Annotated in this window: 15 protein-coding genes; 8 read left to right on the top strand and 7 right to left on the bottom strand. The window is 70.0% G+C overall.

Annotated elements, in window-relative coordinates:
• Positions 1 to 41 precede the first annotated feature (41 nt).
• Positions 42 to 1250 carry a beta-ketoacyl-[acyl-carrier-protein] synthase family protein gene (locus tag SNE34_RS06435; RefSeq protein ID WP_332616501.1) on the bottom strand — a complete coding sequence of 403 codons (1209 nt, stop codon included), beginning with the start codon at positions 1248 to 1250 and terminating at the stop codon, positions 42 to 44.
• A 205-nt stretch (positions 1251 to 1455) separates the two neighbouring features.
• On the opposite strand from SNE34_RS06435, the gene SNE34_RS06430 reads away from it, so the two are divergent.
• The 3 genes from SNE34_RS06430 to uvrD all read left to right on the top strand — a co-directional run bounded on the left by SNE34_RS06430 (position 1456) and on the right by uvrD (position 7081).
• Positions 1456 to 2181 carry a YdcF family protein gene (locus tag SNE34_RS06430; protein ID WP_332615843.1) on the top strand — a complete coding sequence of 242 codons (726 nt, stop codon included), beginning with the start codon at positions 1456 to 1458 and terminating at the stop codon, positions 2179 to 2181.
• A 96-nt stretch (positions 2182 to 2277) separates the two neighbouring features.
• Positions 2278 to 4647 (top strand): S9 family peptidase, encoded by a 2370-nt coding sequence (locus SNE34_RS06425; RefSeq protein ID WP_332615841.1) that lies wholly within the window; start codon positions 2278 to 2280, stop codon positions 4645 to 4647.
• 253 nt (positions 4648 to 4900) lie between these two features.
• Complete coding sequence (uvrD, locus tag SNE34_RS06420; RefSeq protein ID WP_332615839.1) at positions 4901 to 7081, top strand: DNA helicase II; 2181 nt, start codon at positions 4901 to 4903, stop codon at positions 7079 to 7081.
• A gap of 67 nt (positions 7082 to 7148) precedes the next feature.
• Here the strand turns inward: uvrD and SNE34_RS06415 are convergent, their stop codons facing one another.
• The 3 genes from SNE34_RS06415 to SNE34_RS06405 form a co-directional block, all read right to left on the bottom strand.
• Positions 7149 to 7535, bottom strand: a complete 387-nt coding sequence (locus SNE34_RS06415; protein ID WP_332615837.1) for a DUF805 domain-containing protein — start codon at positions 7533 to 7535, stop codon at positions 7149 to 7151.
• 112 nt (positions 7536 to 7647) lie between these two features.
• On the bottom strand, positions 7648 to 7875 hold the full coding sequence (chaB, locus tag SNE34_RS06410) for a putative cation transport regulator ChaB (protein WP_332615835.1): 228 nt from the start codon (positions 7873 to 7875) through the stop codon (positions 7648 to 7650).
• A gap of 101 nt (positions 7876 to 7976) precedes the next feature.
• On the bottom strand, positions 7977 to 8288 hold the full coding sequence (locus tag SNE34_RS06405) for a DUF2782 domain-containing protein (RefSeq protein ID WP_425604468.1): 312 nt from the start codon (positions 8286 to 8288) through the stop codon (positions 7977 to 7979).
• A 53-nt stretch (positions 8289 to 8341) separates the two neighbouring features.
• On the opposite strand from SNE34_RS06405, the gene polA reads away from it, so the two are divergent.
• Positions 8342 to 11146, top strand: coding sequence for a DNA polymerase I (gene polA / locus SNE34_RS06400; RefSeq protein WP_332615833.1), 2805 nt, complete (start codon positions 8342 to 8344; stop codon positions 11144 to 11146).
• A 681-nt stretch (positions 11147 to 11827) separates the two neighbouring features.
• Here the strand turns inward: polA and hemF are convergent.
• The 3 genes from hemF to SNE34_RS06385 form a co-directional block, all read right to left on the bottom strand.
• Positions 11828 to 12772, bottom strand: coding sequence for an oxygen-dependent coproporphyrinogen oxidase (gene hemF / locus SNE34_RS06395; protein WP_332615832.1), 945 nt, complete (start codon positions 12770 to 12772; stop codon positions 11828 to 11830).
• 27 nt (positions 12773 to 12799) lie between these two features.
• Positions 12800 to 13690: a tetratricopeptide repeat protein gene (locus SNE34_RS06390; protein WP_332615830.1), complete on the bottom strand. Its 891-nt coding sequence runs from the start codon at positions 13688 to 13690 to the stop codon at positions 12800 to 12802.
• A 108-nt stretch (positions 13691 to 13798) separates the two neighbouring features.
• Positions 13799 to 16237 carry a S9 family peptidase gene (locus SNE34_RS06385; protein WP_332615828.1) on the bottom strand — a complete coding sequence of 813 codons (2439 nt, stop codon included), beginning with the start codon at positions 16235 to 16237 and terminating at the stop codon, positions 13799 to 13801.
• A gap of 175 nt (positions 16238 to 16412) precedes the next feature.
• On the opposite strand from SNE34_RS06385, the gene SNE34_RS06380 reads away from it, so the two are divergent.
• The 4 genes from SNE34_RS06380 (at position 16413) to SNE34_RS06365 (ending at position 22676) form a co-directional block, all read left to right on the top strand.
• Positions 16413 to 17816 carry a cytochrome ubiquinol oxidase subunit I gene (locus SNE34_RS06380; RefSeq protein ID WP_332616499.1) on the top strand — a complete coding sequence of 468 codons (1404 nt, stop codon included), beginning with the start codon at positions 16413 to 16415 and terminating at the stop codon, positions 17814 to 17816.
• A complete protein-coding gene (gene cydB / locus SNE34_RS06375) occupies positions 17816 to 18829 on the top strand; it encodes a cytochrome d ubiquinol oxidase subunit II (RefSeq protein WP_332615826.1) in 1014 nt (337 codons plus the stop codon). Before SNE34_RS06380 ends, cydB begins: the two co-directional genes overlap by 1 nt.
• A 192-nt stretch (positions 18830 to 19021) precedes the next feature.
• Positions 19022 to 19291 carry a YcgL domain-containing protein gene (locus SNE34_RS06370; RefSeq protein ID WP_332615824.1) on the top strand — a complete coding sequence of 90 codons (270 nt, stop codon included), beginning with the start codon at positions 19022 to 19024 and terminating at the stop codon, positions 19289 to 19291.
• Between the two features lie 280 nt (positions 19292 to 19571).
• Positions 19572 to 22676: an ankyrin repeat domain-containing protein gene (locus tag SNE34_RS06365; protein WP_425604478.1), complete on the top strand. Its 3105-nt coding sequence runs from the start codon at positions 19572 to 19574 to the stop codon at positions 22674 to 22676.
• Position 22677: the final 1 nt, after the last annotated feature.

The raw sequence follows: 22677 nt of genomic DNA, 5'->3' as shown, positions 1-22677 counted from the left end.
CGGATCGCGACTCACGTCGCTCTTACAGGAGGAATGGTTTGTCATGCGCGGCCGAACACCAGCGAGCAGTTGTTGCCACCGAAGCCGAACGAATTGTTCATCGCGTAATCGATCTCGGCGCGCGCGTTGTCGAAGCGGATCTGCCCGCCGCAAGCCGGGTCCGGCGCATCGCTGTTGAGGATCCCCGGCAACTCGCCGTGATGCAGCGCCAGCAGCGCGAACACCGACTCGACGATGCCGGCGGCGCCGAGGGTGTGGCCGGTCCAACCCTTGGTCGAGCTGGCATGCAGCGTGGCCGGGAACAGCGCATTGACCGCGGCCGCCTCGATGCTGTCGTTGGCCGGGGTCGCGGTGCCGTGCAGGTTGAGGTATCCGACCTGGGCGGCGTCGATGCCGGCACGTGCCAGCGCATCGGCCATCGCGTATTGCGCACCCAGTCCCTGCGGGTGTGGCGTCGACATGTGGTGGGCGTCGCTGGACTCGCCGTAGCCGCGCAGCTGCAGGCCGGCCTCGTCGTCGCCGGCGCGCTCGAGCAGCGCGAAGCCGCCGGCCTCGCCGAGCGACAGGCCGTCGCGGGCCTCGTCGAACGGCCGGCACGGCTGGGTCGACACCAGCTGCAGCGAATTGAAGCCATACAAAACGCTGCCGCACATGGTATCGACGCCGCCAACCAGCGCCGCATCGGCGAGCCCGGCGTCGATCAACCGCGCCGCCTGGGCGAACACCTTGGCGCTCGACGAGCACGCGGTGGCGACGGTGATGCACGGCCCGCGCAGGCCGGTGGCGTGCTGGATGAAATCGCCGGTGGCGTGCACGGTATGGACGATCGGGCGAGCGATGTCGGTGGCGAACGCGCTGGTGCCGTCGGCGCCGGTGGCGAGGCGGGTGTAGGCCTGCTCGGTCTCGCCGATCGACGAGGTCGAGGTGCCGATCACCACCGCCACGCGCTCGGCGCCGTGGCGCTCGACCAGGTCCGCCAGCGTGGCCAGCAGGTCGTCCTGTTGCAACGCCAGCCATGCCAGCCGGTTGTTGCGGCATTCCCAGCGCGCGAATTGCGGCGGCAACGGCATCGCCTCCAGTCCGTCGACCCGGCCGATCCAGCACGGCAGCGGCGCGCCGTCCTCGCCGGGCGGGCCAAAGTCGTTGCGACGCAGGCCGCTGCGGCGCGCCAGCAGCGCCTCGCGTTGCGCCTCGATGCCGCGCCCCAGCGCGGTGGTGGCGCTGAACGCTCGGATCGCGATCGGCGTCATCGGCGGTGGCAAGGGGCGGGCAGGCGACGAGGGTACTGACGACACGCAGGGTTCCTGTAACGGTGGGTTCGCGTGCGGAAACCGCCGCGCTGGAAGTATAGCCAGCGGCCCGGCCGCGCCGCCGATTGGCCCGGCTGAACAGCCGCCACGACCGCCCGGCGGTTAAACTGGGCGCCACGCTTCCGCCGCTTCCGCCGCTTCCGCCGTGTCCATCCGCCCGATCTCCCGCGCCGCCCACCGCATCGCCCTGGTCCTCGATCGCGACGTGTGGCATGCCGCCGCGGTCGCCGGGGCGGCCTGCGTGCTCAGCGCCGGGCTGGTCTATGTCGGCTATTTCGTCCACGTGCTGCGGGTCGCCCGCAACGCCTCGTGCACGCCCGCGCGCGGCGAATGCGTGCTGCTGTTCGGCAAGCACTCGCCCGCCGGGCGGCTCGACCACGATTTCGAGGCCCGGCTCGACCGCGCCGTGTCGCTGTGGCGCGTGCGGCCGCCGGTCCACGTGGTGCTGCTCGGCGGCGGCGCCGACGGCGAGCCGAGCGAAGCCGAACTCGCACGCCAGGGCCTGTTCGCGCGGGGGCTGGCCAGCGATGCACCGCTGCGGCTGGAGGCGCAATCGCGCGACACCCTGCAGAACCTGCGCAACGCCCGGACGATGCTGGCGCCGGCTATGCACGCGCAGGATCCGCAGGTCACCTCGGTCCAACTGCGAGTCACCTTGTTGAGCAGCCGCTACCATCTTGCCCGCTGCGCGCTGTTCGCGCGCCAGCTCGGCTTCGATGCCGAACTGTGCGCGGCCGAGGCCCGCCTGCGGCTCGGCCCGCGCACGCTGCTGCGGATCGCCGGCGAGGCGGCCTACGTGTGCTGGACCGATCTCGGCACCCGCTGGGCGCGGCTGATCGGTCACCGCCGGATGCTCGCACGGGTCACCTGACCGCCTGCGTCACACCCCGGTTCCGGTTTAAGGTTGGCCGTCCGTGCCGCCGGCCCGATGCCCGCGGCGCCCCACTTCGATACATCGGGAGAACCCATGGGTGTCATGAACGGCAAGTCGCGCCTGCAAGGCGTGTTGATCGGTGTGCTGCTCGCGGCGACGGCAGTGCCGGCCGCGGCGCAGGAAGCCGGGCAGGTCCTCACCGACGCGGACTACGCCCGCGCCGAGGCATTCATGGGCTACAACACCGCGCCGCTGCTCGACCATGCGGTCAACACCGTGATCTGGCAGGACGATGGCCACTTCTGGTACCGCGACCACGATGTCGGCGGCGACCACTTCATGCGCATGGACGTCGCCAGCGGCACCGCGACCGCGGCGTTCGACCACGACAAGCTCGCCGCCGCGCTGGCCGAGGTCACCGGCAAGCCGGTCGACGCCGCCAAGCTGCCGGTCACCGGCATCGAAATCGCCGCCGACGGCCGCCTCGACATCGCCCTCGGCAAGCAGCATTACCTGTGCGACTTGCAGGACAAGAACGCCTGCGTCGCCGCGCGCGGAGTCGACACCAAGAAGCGGAGCACCGAGGAGTCCGGCGCGCCCGGCAACGAGCCGGCGGTCGAATCGCCCGACGGCAAGCGCGCCGCGTTCATCCGTGACTGGAACCTGTGGGTGCGCGACACCGCCACCGGCGCCGAGACCCGGCTGACCACCGACGGCGCCGAGAACTACGGCTACGCCACCGACAACGCCGGCTGGACCCACAGCGACCGCGCGATCCTGGTGTGGTCGCCGGATTCGAGCAAGATCGCGACCTTCCAGCAGGACCAGCGCAAGACCAGCGAGATGGTGCTGGTCGGCACCAATATCGGCGCGCCGAAGGTCGAGCGCTGGAAGTATCCGTTCGTCGGCGACGACAACGTCACCATGATCGAGCGGGTGATCATCGACGTGCCGACCCGCGAGGTCGTGCGCCTGCAGATGCCGCCCGACCAGCACCGCTCGACCCTGTGCGACGACATCAGCTGCTATGGCGGCTGGGAGGACGTGCAGTGGGCGCCGGACGGCGAGACGCTCGCGTTCGCCTCGACCTCGCGCGACCACAAGGACACCTGGCTGCGCGTCGCCGATGCCGCTACAGGCGAGGTTCGCGAGGTCTACCACGAGCGCGTGCCGACCTATTTCGAGAGCGGCAATGGCCGGGTCAACTGGCATTACCTGCCCGAATCGAACGAGTTCATCTGGTTCTCCGAGCGCAGCGACTGGGGTCACCTGTACCTCTACGACCTCGCCACCGGAAAGCTCAAGCACGCGATCACCGAAGGCGAGGGCAACGTCACCGAAGTGCTCAAGGTCGATCCCGACTCGCGCACGATCTGGTTCCGCGGTGTCGGCATGGAAGACGGCCGCAATCCGTACTACCAGCACTTCTACAAGGTCGGCTTCGACGGCGGCGAGCCGGTGTTGCTGACCCCGGAAGACGCCAACCACACCGTTATCCTGTCACCTGACGGCAAGCATTTCGTCGACGCCTATTCGACCCCGACCGTGCCGCCGGTGACGGTGCTGCGCGACAGCAGCGACGGCCGCATCGTCGCCGAGGTCGCGCGCGCCGACGACAGCCGCCTGCGCGCCACCGGCTGGGTGCCGCCGACCCCGATCACGGTGACCGCGCGCGACGGCAAGACCACCCTGTACGGGATGATGTTCAAGCCGACCGACTTCGACCCGTCGAAGCAGTACCCGGTGGTCAACTACATCTACCCGGGCCCGCAGACCGGCTCGGTGCGCGGCCGCAGCTTCTCGCCCGCGCGCAGCGACCACCAGGCGCTGGCCGAACTCGGCTTCATCGTGGTCGCGATCGACGGCCTGGGCACGCCGTGGCGATCCAAGAGTTTCCACGACGCGTTCGACGGCGACATCGGCGACAACACCCTGCCCGATCAGGTTGCCGGGCTGAAGCAACTCGGCGAACGCTTCGACTGGATCGACCTCGACCGCGTCGGCGTCTGGGGCCACTCCGGCGGCGGCTACGCGACGCTCGACGCGATGCTGACCTACCCCGACTTCTACAAGGTCGGCATCTCCGAGAGCGGCAACCACGACAACCGCAGCTACGAGGACGACTGGGCCGAGAAGTGGCAGGGCTTGGAAGTCGTCGACAAGGACGGCGACAGCAACTACGACGCCCAGGCCAACCAGAACCGCGCCGGAAACCTCAAGGGCAAGCTGCTGCTGGCGCACGGGATGATGGACGACAATGTGCCGCCGCAGAACACGCTGCTGGTGGTCGATGCGCTGATCAAGGCCAACAAGGACTTCGACCTTCTGCTGTTCCCGAATGCGCGTCACGGCTTCGGCGAGGACAGCGACTACATGACCCGCCGGCGTTGGGACTACTTCGTCGAGCACCTGATGGGCTCGACTCCGCCGGAGCAGTACCAGATGAAGGTCGGCAAGGACTGAGGGTGATCGGGTTGTCGTCGCCCGGCCGCGACGACAACCCGCACCTTGTAGGAGCGACGTGAGTCGCGACCCGCCGACCCCGTCAGGAGCCGCTGAACCCGCTCGGGGCTGATGGTGCCGAAGCCTCCTTCGGCCGAAACGACACAGCCCGGCTGCCGGCGTTCCGGCCGCGATGTACAGGTCGCGACTTACGTCGCTCCTACAGTGAACCAGCGTCGCGGGTCCCGCGACCGCGCCCCGGTAGAATGCCCCGATGGATGTCTCCCACCTGCTCGACGCGCTCAACCCGGCGCAGCGCGAGGCCGTTTCCGCGCCTCCCGGCCACTACCTGGTGCTCGCCGGCGCCGGCTCCGGCAAGACCCGCGTGCTGACCCACCGCATCGCCTGGCTGCACGAGGTGTTCGGGGTGCCGACCCACGGCATCCTCGCGGTCACCTTCACCAACAAGGCCGCGGCGGAGATGCGCCAGCGGGTCGACGCCCAGCTCGGCGGCGGCACCCGCGGGATGTGGATCGGCACCTTCCACGGGCTGGCCCACCGGCTGCTGCGGCTGCACTGGCAGGAGGCGAAGCTGCCGGAAGGGTTCCAGGTGCTCGATTCCGACGACCAGTTGCGGCTGGTCAAGCGCGTGGTGCAGGGGCTGGAGCTCGACGACACCCGCTTCCCGCCGCGCCAGATCGCCTGGTGGATCAACGCGCAGAAGGACGAGGGCCGACGTCCCGAGCACCTGCAACCCGACCCGGGCGACCAGTGGGCCGACGTCATGCGCCGCTGCTACGCGGCCTACCAGGAACGTTGCGACCGCGCCGGCCTGGTCGACTTCGCCGAACTGCTGCTGCGCGCGCACGAACTGCTGCGCGACAACCCGGCGTTGCTGGCGCATTACCGCCACCGCTTCGGCGAGATCCTGGTCGACGAGTTCCAGGACACCAACGCGATCCAGTACGGCTTCGTGCGCCTGCTCGCCGGTGACAGCGGCAAGGTGTTCGTGGTCGGCGACGACGACCAGTCGATCTACGGCTGGCGTGGCGCCAAGGTCGAGAACGTGCAGCGCTTCCTCAAGGACTTCGCCGGCGCGCAGACCGTCCGGCTGGAGCAGAATTACCGGTCGAGTGCCAATATCCTCGACGCCGCCAACGCGGTCATCGCGCACAACCCCGACCGCCTCGGCAAGAACCTCTGGACCGACAGCGGCAGCGGCGAGCCGGTCGACCTGTACGCGGCCTACAACGAGATCGACGAAGCCCGCTTCGTGGTCGAGCGCCTGCGCCAGTGGGTGCGCGACGGCGGCAGCCACGGCGAGGTCGCGATCCTGTATCGCAGCAACGCGCAGTCGCGCGCGTTCGAAGAGGCGCTGTTGTCGGAACAGGTGCCGTACCGCGTGTACGGCGGCCAGCGCTTCTTCGAGCGCGCCGAGATCAAGGACACCCTGGCCTACCTGCGGCTGGTCGCCAATCGCGCCGATGACGCCGCGTTCGAACGCGCGGTCAACACGCCGACCCGCGGCATCGGCGAGCGTACGCTCGACGAAGTGCGCCGCCGCGCGCGGGCCGACGGCGCGCCGCTGCTGGTCGCCGCGCGCTGGCTGACCACCGAGCCGGTGCTGGCCGCGCGCGCGCGCAATGCGTTGGCCGGCTTCATCGAGTTGATCGAAGGCCTCGACACCGACGTTGCGCAGATGCCGCTGCCGGAGAAGATCGACCACGTGCTGGCACGTTCGGGCCTTCGCGAGCACTACGCACGCGAGTCAAAAGGCCAGCTCGACTCGCGCACCGACAACCTCGACGAACTGGTCTCGGTCGCCTCGCGCTTCATCCGCAGCGACGAGGAGGACGCCGCGGCGATGCCGGAGCTGGTCGCGTTCCTCAGCTACGCCTCGCTGGAGGCCGGCGAGGGCCAGACCCAGGCCGGCGAGGACGGCGTGCAGCTGATGACCCTGCACAGCGCCAAGGGCCTGGAGTTCCCGCTGGTGTTCCTGGCCGGGCTGGAGGAGGGGCTGTTCCCCAACAACCGCTCGATCGAGGAATCCGGCCGGCTGGAGGAGGAGCGTCGACTCGCCTACGTCGGCATCACCCGCGCCCGCGAAAAACTGGTATTGAGCTACGCCGAGGCGCGCCGGATCCACGGCCAGGAGATGTACGGCATCCCGTCGCGGTTCCTGCGCGAGATCCCGCCGGCGCTGCTGCACGAGGTTCGCCCCAAGCTGCAGGTCTCGCGGCCGATGTTCAACGCCGCGCCGAAACGCAACTTTGGCCATGCCGCGGTCGAGGTGCCTCCGCTGCCGCTCGGCGCCAATGTCCGCCACGCCAAGTTCGGCAATGGCGTGGTCACCGACTTCGAGGGCAGCGGCGCGCACGCGCGGGTGCAGGTCAACTTCGACGAGGCCGGCAGCAAATGGCTGGTGTTGTCGTACGCGAACCTGCAGCCGGGGTGACGTCGGGATTGGCCACCCGCAAATTGAAAACGGCGCCACACGGGCGCCGTTTTCATTTGGGCGAGGCTTACGCCAGCGCCGGCACGCCGTCCTCGTCGGACTTCGGGTCGGGGCCGAAGCGGTTGTCGCCGCGAGTCCCCTCCATCACCGCGAACACCAGCAGCACGATCGCGCCGATCAGCGGGATCAAGATCAGCAGCAGCCACCAGCCGCTCTTGTCGATGTCGTGCAGGCGGCGCACGCTGACCGCGATGCTCGGCAGCAGCACGGCCAGCGAATACAGCAGGCCGAGCATGCCGATGCCGCTGTCGGTCATGAACCCGCCCATGCCGTCGATGATCGCCAGCACGATCGAGACGATCACGTTGAACAGCGTGAACATCCAGTATTCCTTGCGACGCGCGCGGCCGTCGAAGCCGACGTAGTTCTTCAGAACCTTCAGGTACCAATCCATTGTTGCTCCCCTTGAGTGAGTCGTGCCGCGCGGACCTCCCCGGCCCGCGCCGTGCCGATACTACACCGGCGCGATCACGGTTCGACGCCGCCGTCCCGGCCGCCGCCCGCGCTCACTTCGCGTGCCACTTGTCGTCGTCGCCCTTCTCGTACTTCTGCTTGACCGCGGCCCAGGCGACCTTGTGCGCGGTCTCCTCGCGCGAGGCGTCGCCGCGGCGCTCGTCGGCATCCTTGTACTCGTCCCAGGCGCTGTTGAACGCCTCCTTGTAGATCTCCTGCGCGTGCCTGGGCACGTTGTCCTTGACCGAGTCGGGCAGTTCGGTGATGCGGTCGTACGGCATGCATGCCTCCGGATGTGGTGGACCGGATGCATGCTGCGCGAACCACGGTTAATCCCCGGCGAAAAGCCGGTGAGGTGGTGGTGATGCCGGCGCCCGGCCGCTCAATTCCACTCGAACAGCTTCCAGTACACCGGCGATACCGGGCCCTCGCCCTCGCTGCTGTCGAGCAGGCCATCGCCGTTGCGGTCGATCAGGTAGTAGGTCGGGCCGCGCAGCGGGGTGATCTTGACCACGTGCAACTGGCCGGCGACCCGGTACTCCTCGATCAGGTCGCCGTTGTCGGCGGTGCGCCGGTTCACCTGCGCATTTTCAAGGCCGGCCGTGGGGTCGGTGGCCGGGTCGGGCGGCGCTATCGTGGCGCACCCGGCCAGCGGCAGCAGCAGGCTTGTCAGGACGAGGGTAACGATGCGCATGGCGGGCCTCCGGTCGCGAACGGCCAGCATACGCCGGCGGGTAGAATCGCGGCATGAAACGACTCGTCCTGATCGATGGCTCCAGCTACCTCTACCGCGCCTTCCACGCCCTGCCGCCGCTGACCAACGACGTCGGCGAGCCCACCGGCGCGCTGTTCGGCGTGGTCAACATGCTGCGCGCGCACCTGAAGGAACAGCCCGACTACATCGCCTACGTCGTCGACGCGCCCGGCAGGACGTTCCGCGACGACCTCGACGCGCAATACAAGGCCAACCGCCCGCCGATGCCCGACGAGCTGCGCGCGCAGGTGCAGCCGATGTGCGACATCGTGCAGGCGCTCGGCATCGACATCATCCGCATCGACGGGGTCGAGGCCGACGACGTGATCGGCACGCTCGCGGTGCAGGCGGCCGATGCCGGCGTCGACGTCACCGTGTCGACCAGCGACAAGGACTTCGCCCAGTTGGTGCGGCCCTGCCTGGACGGCGATGGCGGCGAGTGTCCCGGCATCGTGATGGTCAACACCATGAGCGGCAGCCGGCTCGACAGCGACCAGGCGGTGATCGACAAGTTCGGCGTGCGCGCCGACCAGATCATCGATTACCTGGCGCTGATGGGTGACAAGGTCGACAACATCCCCGGGGTCGAGAAATGCGGCCCGAAGACCGCCGCCAAGTGGCTGGCCGAGTACGGCACGCTCGACGGCGTGATCGCCAATGCCGACGCGATCAAGGGCAAGATCGGCGACAACCTGCGCGCGGTGCTCGACCGCCTGCCGCTCAACCGCACCCTGACCACGATCCGCACCGACCTCGAGCTCGAGCGCCGCCACGACGAGTTGCGCCTGCGCGAACGCGATGCCGACGCATTGCGCGTGCTGTACGCGCGCTACGGCTTCAAGCAGGCGTTGCGCGATCTCGACGGGGGCGCCGCTGCCGAGGCCACGGCCGAGCGCGCCGGCGTGCGCAATACCGCCGCCGGCTACGCCCGCAGCGCCGCCGCACCCGCAGGGGTCGATCCGGCGCTGTCGGCACCGGGCGAGTACGAGACCGTGCTCAACGAGGCGCAGTTGCAGGAGTGGGTCGCGCGCCTGCAGGCCGCCGACGAATTCGCCTTCGACACCGAGACCGATTCGCTCGACGCCCTGTGCGCGACGCTGGTCGGCCTGAGCCTGGCGGTCGAGCCCGGCCGCGCCTGCTACATCCCGCTCGGCCACGACTACCCCGGCGCACCGGCGCAGCTGGACCGCGACACGGTGCTGGCGGCGCTGCAGCCGGCGTTCAATGATCCCGGCAAGCGCAAGATCGGCCACAACGGCAAGTACGACCTGCACGTGCTGCGCTGCCACGGTGTCGAAGTGCGCGGTTACGCCGACGACACCATGCTCGAAAGCTTCGTGTTCAATGCCACCGCCAGTCGCCACGACATGGACTCGCTGGCCAGCCGCTACCTCGGCTACGAGACGATCAAGTACGCCGATGTCGCCGGCAAGGGCGTCAAGCAGATCACCTTCAACCAGGTCGCGATCGACGACGCCAGCCGTTACGCCGCCGAGGACGCCGACATCACCCTGCGGCTGCACCGGGTGCTGTCGCCGAAGCTTGGCGAGGTGCCGGCGCTGCAGCGGGTCTACCGCGAGATCGAGGTGCCGCTGGTGCCCGTGCTGGAGCGGGTCGAGGCCAATGGCGTGCTGGTCGACGCGGCCGAGTTGCGCCGGCAGTCGTCCGATCTCGGCGCGCGCATGCTCGCCGCGCAGCAGCGCGCGACCGAACTGGCCGGGCGCGCGTTCAACCTCGACTCGCCGAAGCAGGTCTGCGCGCTGCTGTTCGAGGAACTGAAGCTGCCGGCGCTGGTGAAAACCCCCAAGGGCCAGCCGTCGGCCAACGAGGAGGCGCTGGAGGCGATCGCCGACCTGCACGAGCTGCCGCGGGTGATCCTCGACTACCGCGGCCTGGCGAAGCTGCGCAGCACCTACACCGACAAGCTGCCGCTGATGATCAACGCGCAGTCCGGGCGCGTGCACACCAGCTACCACCAGTCCGGCGCGGCCACCGGGCGGCTGTCATCGACCGATCCGAACCTGCAGAACATCCCGATCCGCACCGACGACGGCCGCCGCATCCGCAAGGCGTTTATCGCGCCGGAAGGCCGTCGCATCGTCGCCTGCGACTACTCGCAGATCGAGCTGCGGATCATGGCCCACCTGTCGGAGGACCCGGCGCTGCTGCGCGCGTTCGCGTCCGGCGCCGACATCCACAAGGCGACCGCCGCCGAGGTGTTCGGCAAGACCCTGGAAACGGTCGAGCCGGGCCAGCGGCGCGCGGCCAAAGCGATCAACTTCGGCCTGATGTACGGCATGAGCGCGTTCGGTCTGGCCAAGCAGTTGAATGTTTCGCGCGGCGAGGCGCAGGACTACATCGGCCTGTACTTCAGCCGCTACCCGGGCGTGCGCGAGTTCATGGACCGCACCCGCCAGCAGGCGCGCGACCAGGGCTATGTCGAGACCGTGTTCGGCCGGCGGCTGTACCTGGAGAACATCAGTGCCCGCAACCAGGGCCTGCGTGCCGGCGCCGAGCGCGCGGCGATCAACGCGCCGATGCAGGGCACCGCCGCCGACATCATCAAGCGGGCGATGATGGACATCGACGGCTGGCTGGCGGGGCATCGCGACGGCGACGGTTCCGGTCCGGCGCTGATGATCATGCAGGTGCACGACGAACTGGTATTCGAGGTCGAGGCGGGGTTTGTCGACACCTTGCTGGCGGAAGTGGGCGCGCGGATGGTCGCGGCGGCGCAATTGCGGGTGCCGCTGGTGGTGGACAGCGGGTTCGGGGCGAACTGGGAGGAGGCGCATTGACCCGCGTTGCGCAGGGGGATTCGGCGGCAAAGTGAATGCGGGAGGCCCGATTTCGAGGGTCAACGCGGGTGGCTTTGCCGATCGTGGCGCAAGCGTGGGATTCCGAAGGTCGGTGCGGTTGTTAACGACACGTTAGCCGAAGTTGGAGCTCTGAATCTGCCCTGAATCCCACGAATTCTTAACCGCTATCTTCACGATTCATCCATGTAGGAAATGGTCATATGGCCCTCGACAGATGCAACGTCTGTCGACGATCTCTCCCTCCCCTGGAGTGATCCCGGAGCGAAGGCCCCTCCCCAGGTCCCGCTCCACCAGCCCCGCCGGCCCCCCCTGCCTGCGGGGCTTTTTATTGCCTGCGATTTGGTGGTGGGGTTCTCGATGGGTGCAAGCGGGTGGGCGCAGCTTCGGCCGGAGCGTCGTCCTGGGCGGGGTGCCGCTTCCCGGCTCGGTCGGCCATTCATGGCCGACTCGCCGGCCGCGGGCATCCATGCCCGCTGTGCGCCGCACCCCGCCCAGGACGCCGCTTCGCTGCTTGGCTGGCGATGGCTTCGAAAGGGGATTTCAACGCACTGTCGGCTGTATACGACGCCAGATGAACTCGCGGACCTTTGTAGGAGCGGCTTTAGCCGCGATCGGGAACCATGCGCCTGCGTCAAATCCAGATCGCGGCTAAAGCCGCTCCTACAAGAGCTCTGTCAACCAGTCGCGGGGTCGCAGGTAGTCGCCCAATCGCGCCTCGGCGCTGCCGGGCTCGGGCTCGAAGCGATACTCCCAGCGCGCCAGCGGCGGCAGGCTCATCAGGATCGATTCGGTGCGTCCGCCCGATTGCAAACCGAACAGGGTGCCGCGGTCGAACACCAGGTTGAATTCGACGTAGCGGCCGCGGCGGTATAGCTGGAACTGGCGCTCACGATCGCCGTACGGAGTATCGCGACGGCGCTCGACGATCGGCAGGTAGGCATCGAGGAAGCCGTCGCCGACCGCGCGTTGGTAGGCGAAGTCGCGTTCGAAGTCGCCGTGCAGGTCGTCGAAGAACAGGCCGCCGACGCCGCGGGTCTCATTGCGGTGCTTCAGCAGGAAATAGTCGTCGCACCACTGTTTGTGCGCGTCGTAGCGGGCCTGGCCGCCGAACGGTTCGCACAGCTCTCGCGCGGTGCGGTGCCAGTGCAGCACGTCCTCGTCGAAGGGGTAGAACGGGGTCAGGTCGAAGCCGCCGCCGAACCACCACGCGACCGTCTCGCCGTCGCGCTGGGCGCGGAAGTGGCGCACGTTGGCGTGGGTGGTCGGCAGGTAGGGATTGCGCGGGTGCAGTACCAGCGAGACCCCGACCGCGCGCCACGAGGCGCCGGCCAGCTCCGGCCGGGCGACGCTGGCCGAGGGCGGCAGCTTGCTGCCGGAGACGTCGGAAAAACCAACGCCGGCGTGCTCGAACACCGCGCCTTCGCGCAGGATGCGGGTGCGGCCACCGCCACCTTCGTCACGGACCCACGCGTCCTCGACGAACCGGGCGCCGCCGCCGTCGGCGTCTTCCAGCGCGCTGCAGATGCGGTCCTGCAGGCCGGTGAGGTAGTCGCGGACGCGCGCGAAGTCGCCCGCGGGGGGGGCGTTGGAAGGCGTGTTGGTCATGGCGCCGATTCTACCGGCGCCCGCCGCCTATGCCGCCTGTGCCAGGCCCGCGATCCATTGCTGCAGGTGCTGTTGGCCGCGCTCGTCGAGCCGGCCGTCGAGCGCCGAATACCAGCTGCGCACGTCCAGTGGCGACAGCGCGCCACGCAGGATCGGCAGACTGTCGGCGAGGAACGCCTCGAACGACGGCACTCCGCGCTGCTGCAGGAACGCCGGGTCGGTGCCGTGCAGCTGCAGGTAGACGTCACGCAGCCACTGCAGGTGCGGCAGCGCCAGCGACATGCGGCCGCGCGCGGCGAGGGCGGCGAGGAACTCGCTGCGGGCGAGCGCCGGCGGCAGGTCGCGGGCATTGAGCTGGTCGAAGCGCTCCAGCCAGGCCTCGCCGCGTTCGGCCTCGTCGCACATCACCGAGGTCGTGGCCAGTTGCAGGGCGTTGTAGGCGCTCGGCTGGTCGTCGAACAGCGCCAGCCAGTGGTCGAACGCGTCGTCCCAGCGCTTGAGGCCGGCCAGCGATTGCGCGCACAGGCGGTGGGCCTGGTTGCGCACCCCGGCGTCGCGATGGTCGACCTGGGCCGCCGCCACCGCCAGCGCACTCTTGAACTCGCCGCGGCCGAACGCCGCCAGCGCCGGTCGCAGCACGGGTGGCGCGGCGGGATCGATTTCCGTCGTTTCGACTCGCGCGGTTGCGATGGGCGTGGGTCGCGTCTCGACTTCCGGTCCAGGTTCGCGTGCCGGCTCCCGTACCGGAGCCGCCACGGCGACGGCCGCGTCTTCCGCGACCGCCACCGGCATGTCATCGACCGCGTCTTGCGGCGCCTCGCGCGGCGCAACGACGGTGTCCGCGGCGACCTCGATCGCTACGCGGCCGCGCGAGGACCCGCGCAGGATCGATCCGAACAAGCGTTTCAGCCATTCCATCGCCGTACTACTCCTTCCCTGGTGTGATGCGTTGGCGTCGATATGTGACCGCGGTCACGCGATGCGGGGCGATAGTCTAGGCTACGCCGCCGCATCGCTGTCGCACGATTACTTCAGGTTGTCCTCGAACAACTCGAAGATCCGCCGGTATTCGTCATACCAGCTGTCGGGATGGACGAAGCCGTGCCGCTCCAGCGGGTACGAAGCCAGTTCCCAGTCGTCCTTGCGCAGCTCGATGAGCTTCTGCGCGAGCATCACCGAGTCCTTGTAGAACACGTTGTTGTCCATCATCCCGTGGGCGATCAGCAGGTTGTCCTGCAGGCCGTCGGCGAACTCCAGCGGCGACGACTTCAGGTACGCCTCCGGATCGACTTCCGGCGTGTTGAGGATGTTGGAGGTGTACTCGTGGTTGTACTGCGACCAGTCGGTGACCGGGCGCAGCGCGGCGCCGGCCTTGAACGTGCCCGGCTCCTTGAACAGCGCCATGAAGGTCATGAAGCCGCCGTAGCTGCCGCCGTAGATGCCGGCGCGGTCGACATCGCCCTGCTTGTTGGCGCCGAGCCAGGCCAGGCCGTCGAGGTAGTCCTGCAATTCCGGCGTGCCCATCTGCCGGTAGATCGCGGTGCGCCAGTCGCGGCCGTAGCCCTCGGACGCGCGGTAGTCGAGGTCGAGCACGATGTAACCCTGCTGCACCAGCAGGTTGTGGAACATCTGCTCGCGGAAGTAGACCGGGTAGCGGTCGTGCACGTTCTGCAGGTAGCCGGCGCCGTGGACGAACATCACGATCGGATACTCGCGTCCCGGCTCCATCTGCTTCGGGCCGTAGTACTTGCCCCAGATCGGGCCGGCGCCGTCGCTGGACGGGACCTGCACGATCTCCGGCTCGATCCACTCGCGCGCCCGGAACTCGGCGCTGCGGGTGTCGGTCAGCAGCCGGGTGTTCTCGCCGCTGGCGTCGACCACCGCCAGTTGCGGCGGCAGGTAACTGTCGGAATGGCGCACCAGCAACTGCGAGCCGTCCGGCGACAGCGCGAAGCTCTCGACGCCATCAAGCGCGGTCACTTCGCGCACGGCGCCGCCGTCGCGGTCGACCGCGCAGACCTCGTAGTCGCCGGGCCAGTTGCGGTTGCAGGTGAAGAAGAAATTCGTGCCGTCGGTGCCGAGCGCCGGCGCGGAGACTTCCCACTCGCCCGAAGTCAGCGCGCGCGGTTTGCCGTCGCCGTCGGCGAGGTACAAATGCGAGTAGCCGTCCTGCTCCGACAGCAGCCACAGGGCGCCATCATCGGTCCAGCCGAACTCGTTGTAGTTCCAGTTGATCCAGGCGTCGTCGTGCAGGCGGTGGCGCACGGCCAACGCGGCGTCGTCCGCCTGGCCGGCGCGCGGGCTGACCGTCGCGATCCAGCGGTCCTTGTTGTCGACCGCGCGCAGCAGCACCGCGGCGCTGCTGCCGTCGGCGCGCCAGTGGATCGCCGGGCCGCTGCCGCCGCCGTCGCTCTCGACCCGCACCGCGCGATCGCCGTCCAGCGGTTCCAGTTCGGCCTGCTCGCGCAGCGCCGCGAGCGGATCGACATCGATGCCTGGCAGGGCGTCGAACTCCAGTTCCTCGACCTGCGCGGTGGCGACCTCGACCAGCCACAGGCGGTGCGGCAGCGGCGCGTTGTGGCCGACCCGCACGCGCACCTCTTCGAATTCCTCGTAGCCCGACTCGGTCACGTACTTGGGCATCTTGCCGGTCTTGCCGGCGTCGGCGCCCTTGGCCTCGGTGACCACCAGCAACCACTTCGCGTCGGGCGACAGCGCGCTGTCGACGATCGTCACCTCGTCGCCGAGGTAGGCCGGCAGCGGCGCGCGGCTCGGGTCGGCGGCGCGCCAGGCTTCGTTCTGCTCGCGCGCGGCCTCGCGCCGGGCGCGCTCCTCGGCGAGGGTCTCGATCAGCCGCAACTGGCGTTCGCGCAGGTCGTCGGGCTTGGGCTCGGCCGCCGGGTCCTTCTCGGCCTTGACCAGCGCGGCCTGGCTGCTGCCCTGGCCGGCGCGCCACTGGAACCAGTCGTTGCCGGCACGGAACACCAGGTTGCCGGCGGCGCTCCATTGCGGCCGCGACTCGGCCTGGTCGGTTCGACTGACCTGGGTCAGCGCGCCGTTGCGCACGTCGCGTACGAAGATGTCGCCGTTGCGCACGAACGCCATCCGGCTGCGGCTGGCGTCGTACACCGGCCGCGCGCCATCCAGCTGCGCACGGTCGGCGCCGTCGACCCGGACCGGGGTGCCGCCGTCGAGACCGAGCTGCCAGGTGTCGCGGATGGTTTCGCCTTCGCGCTTGAGGTTGTATTGCACGCTGGCGCCGTCCCAGGCCCACCAGGCCTGTTCGACCGGCGGGCCGATCCAGTCGGGGTCGGCCATCACCTGGGCCAGGGTGAGTTCGGCGCTGGCCGCGGTGGCGGCGACCGGTTGGGTCGGCTCGGGCGTGGCCGGCTCTGGTGAAGCACTTTGCGCCAGCGCGGACGTGGACAGCAACAAGGCGGCGGACAGCGGCAGCAGACGGAGCATCGGCACGGTTCCCCAGGGACGGATTCGGCGCAGGGTAGCAGCGCCGGCGCGGTGGGGGATCGGCCACCGGTCATGGTGGACGTGCCCGCCCGATGGTGCAAAACCGGTGACGGGTACAATGGCCGGCGCGGCGCACCCCGCGCGTCGTGGAGAGCGTTGCGTGGATGACCTGCTGCTGTCGCCACTGCTGTTGTCACGGATCCAGTTCGGCTTCGTGATCTCGTTCCACATCCTGTTTCCCGCCTTCACCATCGGCTTGGCGCACTGGCTGGCCTTCCTCGAATGGCGCTGGCTGCGTACCCGCGCCGAGGTCTGGCGCGACCTCTACTTCTTCTGGCTGCGGATCTTCGCGATCTCGTTCGGCATGGGCGTGGTCAGCGGCATCGTCATGAGCTTCCAGTTCGGCACCAACTGGGCGGTGCTGAGCGAGCGCGCCGGCGCGGTGCTCGGGCCATTGCTGAGCTACGAGGTGCTGACCGCTTTCTTCCTCGAGGCCAGCTTCCTCGGGGTCATGCTGTTCGGCTGGAAGCGGGTGTCGCACGGGCTGCACTTTTTCTCGACCTGCATGGTCGCGCTCGGCACGCTGCTGTCGACGTTCTGGATCCTCGCGGCGAACAGCTGGATGCAGACGCCGCAGGGCCACGAAATCATCGACGGCATGTTCATCCCGGTCGACTGGTCGGCGATCATCTTCAACCCGTCGTTCCCTTACCGGCTGGTGCACATGACGCTGGCCGCGTTCATCACCACCTGCTTCGTGATCGGCGGGGTCAGCGCGTGGTATCTGCGGCGCGGCATCCATCTTGAACCGGCGCGGCGGATGCTGAAGCTGGCGGTGGCGTTCGCGCTGGTCGCGGTGCCGGCGCAGGTGCTGGTCGGCGACCTGCATGGGCTCAATGTCGGTGAACACCAGCCGATCAAGCTGGCGGCGATGGAGGCGCATTGGCACGCGGAACCGGAAGGCGAGGGCGTGCCGCTGGTGCTGTTCGCGCTGCCCAACGAGGACGCCGAGCGCAACGATTTCGAGGTCGCGATTCCGCGGCTCGGCAGCCTGATCCTGACCCACAGCTGGGACGGCGAGATCCAGCCGCTGACCTCGGTGCCCGCCAGCGAGAGACCGCCGGTGGCGCCGGTGTTCTGGGGCTTCCGGGTGATGGTCGGGCTCGGCGTGGCCATGCTGCTGCTGACCCTGGCGTCGGCGTGGGCGTGGTGGCGCGGCTGGCTGTTTGAATCGAAGTGGCTGCTCAACGGCTGGCGGCTACTGAGCCCGGCCGGCTTCATCGCGCTGCTGGCGGGCTGGTACGTGGTCGAGATCGGCCGCCAGCCGTGGGTGGTCTATGGCCTGCTGCGGACCAGCGAGGCGGTCAGCCCCAACATCACCGCGGCCGCGGTCATGGGTTCGTTGATAACGTTCGCGATCGCCTACGCGGTGATCTTCGGCGCCGGCATCTGGTACCTGATCGGGTTGGTCCGCAAGGGCCCGCAACCGCACGAGCGCGCGCCCGACACCGAGGACGGCGACAAGACCCCGGCACGGCCGCTGTCGGTCGGCGACCGCGACGATGCGGAGGCGAGCTGATGGAACTGCAGACCGTATTGCCGGTGATCTGGTTCGGCGTCATTGGTTTTGGCGTGTTGATGTACGTCGTGCTCGACGGCTTCGTGCTCGGGCTCGGCATCCTCGCGCCGTTCGCCGAGGACGAGGCCCAGCTCGACCACATGATGAACACCGCCGCGCCGATCTGGGACGGCAACGAGACCTGGCTGGTGCTCGGCGGCACCGGCCTGCTGGCGGCGTTCCCGAAGGCGTACGCGCTGGTGCTGTCGGCGTTGTACCTGCCGGTGTTGCTGATGCTGATCGCGCTGATCTTCCGCGGGGTCGCGTTCGAGTTCCGCTTCAAGGCGCGGCGCGGCAAGCCGGCGTGGGGCGTCGCGTTCGCGCTGGGCTCGATGCTGGCCGCGTTCGCCCAGGGCGTGATCCTGGGCGCGCTGGTCGAAGGCATGCCGCTGCAGGAAGGCAAATACGTCGGCGGCGCGTTCGATTGGTTCAGCCCGTTCTCGATGCTGACCGGGGTCGCGGTGGTGTTCGGCTACGCGCTGCTCGGCGCCTGCTGGCTGATCCTCAAGACCGACGGGCGGATGCAGCAGGTTGCGCGGGGGCTGACCCGGCCGCTGGTGTTCGTGGTGGTCGCGTTCATGGGGCTGGTCAGCGCGTGGCTGCCGTTCCTCGACTCGCGGATCATGGCGCGCTGGTTCGAGAGCGGCAATTTCTGGTGGCTGGCGCCGGTACCGCTGCTGGCGCTGGTCAACGCGTTCGCACTGTGGCGCGCGGCGATGCGCGAGGGCCGCGACGCCGCGCCGTTCGTGCTGACGCTGTGCTTCTTCGCGCTCGGGTTCGTCGGTCTGGTATTGGGCATCTGGCCGAACATCGTGCCGCCGGCGTTGACCATCTGGGAGGCGGCCTCGCCGCCGTCGTCGCAGATGTTCGTGCTCGCCGGGCTGGTGGTGCTGCTGCCGCTGATCCTTGGCTACACCTGGTGGTCGTACCGGGTGTTCCGCGGCAAGGTCGAGGCCGACTCGGGGTATCACTAGATATTGGGCGGCGCCGCGATCGGCGCCGACGTGGGCTGACGGTTCTGGTTCGCGGCTGAAGCCGCTCCTACGGAATGCCGGCGCTGGCACAAATGCCCGCGCTGGCGGCTGAATGCCGTGTTCGCGGGCCCGCGAGCTGCGGGTATGCTGTGCGTCAGCCTCACGCAGTGCAGCTTCCCCCGGCCGCCGCTAATGCAAGCCTACGTCTACAAGAGTCTCCGCAAGGACGACACCTACCTGTTCCTCGCCGCGCGCGATGATTTCGCGCGCCTGCCCGAACCGGTGCGCGAACCGCTGGGCCGGCTGCAATTCGTGATGGAACTGGTCCTGACCCCGGAGCGCAAACTGGCCCGCGGCGACGCCGCGGTGGTGCGCGAGAACCTGGCCCTGCGCGGCTTCCACCTGCAGCTGCCGGCCAGCACCGTCGACCCGATGACCGAGGACTGGGGCACCGATGGCTGAGCCGCGGCCGCCACGTGGCCCGCTGGCGGCACTGGCCGCCGGCGCGGCGCTGCTGGCCGGATTGATCGGCCTGGGGAGCTGGACGGCGGCAATCGCCGGGACCCTGGCGCAGCCGCTGTTCGCGCTGGCGGCGCGGCACTGGCGCACCCGCCTGCCGCTCGGCATCGATCGCCTGCGTCATGGATTGCCGCCGTTGCTGTTGCTGTGGCTCGGCGTGGTCGTGGCATTCGCGCTGGCGGTGGCCTGGCCGTTGTCGGCGCTGCTCGATGGCGGCTCGCTGATGGCGGCGCTGGCGCTGAGCACGGTGGTCGGTCTTGCCCTGCTGGCGCTGTGGCGGCTGTGGCCGCTGTGGCAGGGGCTGGAACGCGATGGCGGTGCGCTCGGCGACCACTGGCGCGCGCTGGTCGCGGTCGAACTGGGTGCCTGGCGCGGGCTCGGCGTCGCGGCGGCGGTGGCCGCGCTGGCCGGCGCGATCGTGCTGGCGGCATGGCCGGGCCTGCTCGGCAATGTGATGCGCTGGGCGCTGGCGCTGGTGTTCCTGCTGGGATCGGCGGCGCTGCACGGCTGGCTGCAGCGGGTGGCACCGGCCGATGCGCTGAGCTACCTCGGCGAGGACGAGTACGGCGACGAGCTGGCGCATGGCGACGCCGCGGGTACCGAGGCGGAAGCCGATGTCGCTGTCGATCCGCAGCCCGCATCGGCGGGGCAGCGCGCCCCGCTTGCCGATGATGTCGTCGTCACCCGCCCGGTCCCGAGCGAACCGCTGGAGCCGGCGCTGTACGCGGCTGCCCGCAGCGGCCGGGTCGAGGCGGCACTGGAACTGATCGAGGCCGGCGCCGACCCCCACGCGCCGCCGCCGGCCGACGACCGCGACCAGCGCAGCCTCGCGGTGCTGGCGGCGGTGCTGCCGGACCTGCGCCTGCTGCGCGCGCTGATCGCGCGCGGGGTCGACCTCAACAATGCCGATACCGGCATGACCCCGCTGCTGGCCGCCACCCGCGACAGCTGGCACGGCCGCCCCGACGCGGTGATGACCCTGCTCGCCAACGGCGCCGACCCGCGCGCGACCGACGCCGAGGGCAACACCCCGCTGCATTTCGCCGCGCGCAGTTCCGACCCCGGCGTGGCCGCGTTGCTGCGCGATGCCGCCGCCGAGCTGGAGGCACTCAACCACGATGGCCTGTCGCCGCTCGGCGTCGCCTGCGCCGCCGGCAACTGGCGGCTTGCACGGTTCCTGCTCGAGCGCGGCGCCCGGCCGGAACCGGTCGACGGCCAGCCGGCGCTGCTCGCCGCGGCCGGCGGCGAGGACGACGATCCGGCCGGGGTGTTGCTGCTGCTCAAGCTCAAGGCCAAGGTCGACGCGCGTAGCCGCGATGGCCGCAGCGCCCTGCACGAGGCGGCGCTGGCCGGTCACGCCGAGATCGTCGATGCCCTGCTCGCCGGCGGCGCGACCCCGGCGATGGCCGATGCCGCCGGCTGCAGTCCGTTGCACGAGGCGGCCCGCGGCGGCCACCTCGACGTCCTCGACCGCCTACTGGAAAAGCTGCCCAGCGGCGGCGCCGCCGAAGTCGCCAGCCAGGACGGCCACGGCCGCAACGTGCTGGCGCTGGCCTGCATGGCCGAGGGCGCGACTCCGGACCTGATCCGGCGCCTGCTCGCGCTCGGCATCGATCCCGAGCAGCGCGACCACGACGGCAAGCGTCCGCTCGACCGCGCCGCCGAAGCCGGCCGCTGGCCGCTGGTCGCCGCGCTCGATCCGACGTATGCACTGCCGGCCAGCATCAGCGGCGCCGACGAAGCCGCGCTGGCCGATCGCGCCCCCGCCGCGCTGCTGCGCGAGGGCCTCGGCGAGGGCCGCGAAACCGAACTCGCTGCGGTCGCCGCGCTGCTCGCCCCGGCCGAACTGGGCGCGCTGCTGCACGACGGCGACGCGCTGCTGCCGCCGCACCAGATCGAGTGGCTGCTGGCCCACGGCGCCGACCCCGAAGTCGGCGACGGTGCTGGTCGCACCCCGATGTTCGTCCTGCTCGGCCGTGCCCCGGCGGCGCTGCCGTCGTTGCGGTTGTTGCTCGACCGCGCGGTGTCGCCGGCCGGCGCCGGTGGCCTGGCGCGCTTCCTCGCCGCCTGCGTCGCCAGCGAGCAACCGGGCGCGGTGCTGGAGGTGGACGCGCTGCGTCTGCTTGACCACGGCGCCGATCCATTCGCGCCAACCCGCGCCGGCGACCCGCCGCTGGCGCTGGCGGTGCGGCTCGGCTGGTCGCGCCTGTTGCAACGCCTGCTCGCGGCCGGGGTCGAACTCGATGCCCGCGACAGCCACGGCATGAGCGCACTGCACCTGGCCGCCGCGCTCGGCCGCGAGGCGATGCTGCGGCAGCTGGTGGCCCACGGCGCGGCGCCCGACCTGGTCGCCGCCGATGGCCAGACCCCGCTCGGGGTCGCGCTGTCGGCCGGCCGCCGCGACCTCGCCGACTGGCTTGACTGGCGCGGCTGGCCGCTGCCGCGCCGGCGCCTGCAGGCCGCGGACGTGCCCGCCGCGGCGATCGTCGGCGACGCCGACGCGGTGCGCCGCCTGCTCGACCTCGGCCTGCCGGTCGACGCGCTCGACAGCCAGGGCTGCAGCGCCCTGCTGCGCGCGGCCGGCGGCGGCCATCGCGCGGTGGTCGACCTGCTGCTGGCGCGTGGCGCCGACTCGTCGCTGGCGGCCAGTTCCGGCGCGACCCCGCTGTCGGCGGCGGTCAGCATGCGCCACGCCGACATCGTCGACCGCCTGCTCGCCGCCGGCGCCGACATCGAACAACGCCTGCCGGGTGAGTTGACCGTGCTGATGGTCGCCAGCGCGCTCGGCCTGCCGGACCTCGCCGCACGCCTGCTCGGTGCCGGCGCCGACGTCCACGCACTCGACGCCCAAGGCCGCACCGCGCTCCACTGCGCGGCGATGTTCGGTTTCGGCGCGCGCGAGCGGATCCGCCTGGTCGCGCTGTTCGACACCCTGCTGCTGGCCAACGGCGAGGCCGCGATCGACACCGCCGCCGGCGGCGCCACCCCGTTGCTGCTGCTGCTGGGCGCACGCGCCGAACCCGGCAGCGCCGCCGACGAGGACGTGCTGATCGCCGGCCTCGAACAGCTGCTCGACCACGACGCCCGATTCGACATCCAGGACCCGCGCGGCTTCGGCCCGTTGCACCTGGCCGCGCTGCACGGGCTGTTGAAGGTGGTGAAGTGGCTGCTGCGCGCCGGCGCCGATCCCGACCTGCGCGACACCCTCAACCGCAGCCCGCGCGAGATCGCGGTGATGCGCGGCTTCATCGACATCGCCGCCGAGTTCGCGCCGACCACGCCGGGCGGCGACGTGTCGATGGCGCGGTTCCTGCGCGACCGGCGCTGAC

Origin of the sequence: Novilysobacter erysipheiresistens (assembly GCF_036663935.1) — a bacterium.
In the GTDB taxonomy this organism is placed as follows: Bacteria; Pseudomonadota; Gammaproteobacteria; order Xanthomonadales; family Xanthomonadaceae; genus Novilysobacter; species Novilysobacter erysipheiresistens.
This window is presented reverse-complemented; position numbering and strand designations above follow the sequence as displayed.